This is a genomic window from Streptomyces sp. SM1, assembly GCF_002910825.1.
Classification (GTDB): Bacteria; Actinomycetota; Actinomycetes; order Streptomycetales; family Streptomycetaceae; genus Streptomyces; species Streptomyces okerensis.
In genome coordinates, this window is record NZ_NEUB01000024.1 from 1 (window position 1) to 578 (window position 578).

Annotated in this window: 1 protein-coding gene; it reads left to right on the forward strand. The window is 74.7% G+C overall.

From position 1 onward, the window contains the following. Positions 1–24 precede the first annotated feature (24 nt). Positions 25–578 (forward strand): glycosyltransferase family 2 protein (locus B9S61_RS00540; protein ID WP_146064662.1); only part of this gene is annotated, 554 nt, incomplete at its 3' end.

A 578-nucleotide genomic window follows, 5' to 3' on the forward strand; every position in this document is an offset into this window, starting at 1 on the left:
GCGCCCCGGAAGGGAGTACTCCACGTGACAGACCACCGCCCCCTCGGCGTCGTCATCGCCACCCGGGACCGTCGTGACCGGCTCGCCGGCACGCTCCGGAACCTGCTCGAATTGCCCGAGCGGCCCGAGATCCTGGTCGCCGACAACGCCTCGGCCGACGGCACCCGTGCCATGGTCGCCCGCGACTTCCCCGAGGTGCGCCTGCTGGCGCTCCCGGTGAATCACGGTGCTCTGGCCCGCACCCACGGGGCCCGCGCCCTCGGCACCCCGTACGTGGCGTTCAGTGACGACGACTCCTGGTGGGCGCCCGGCGCCCTCGCCCGGGCGGCCGAACTGTTCGAGGCGCACCCCCGGCTCGGCCTGATCGCCGCCCGTACGCTCGTCGGTCCGGCCGCGGACCCCGACCCGCTCAACGACGTCCTCGCCGGTTCCCCGCTCGGCCCGGCCCCCGATCTCCCCGGCACCCAGGTGCTCGGCTTCCTCGCCTGCGGTGCCGTCGTCCGCCGCAGCGCCTACCTCGACGCCGGCGGATTCCACCGGCTGCTGTTCTTCGGCGGCGAGGAGACCCTGCTCGCCTA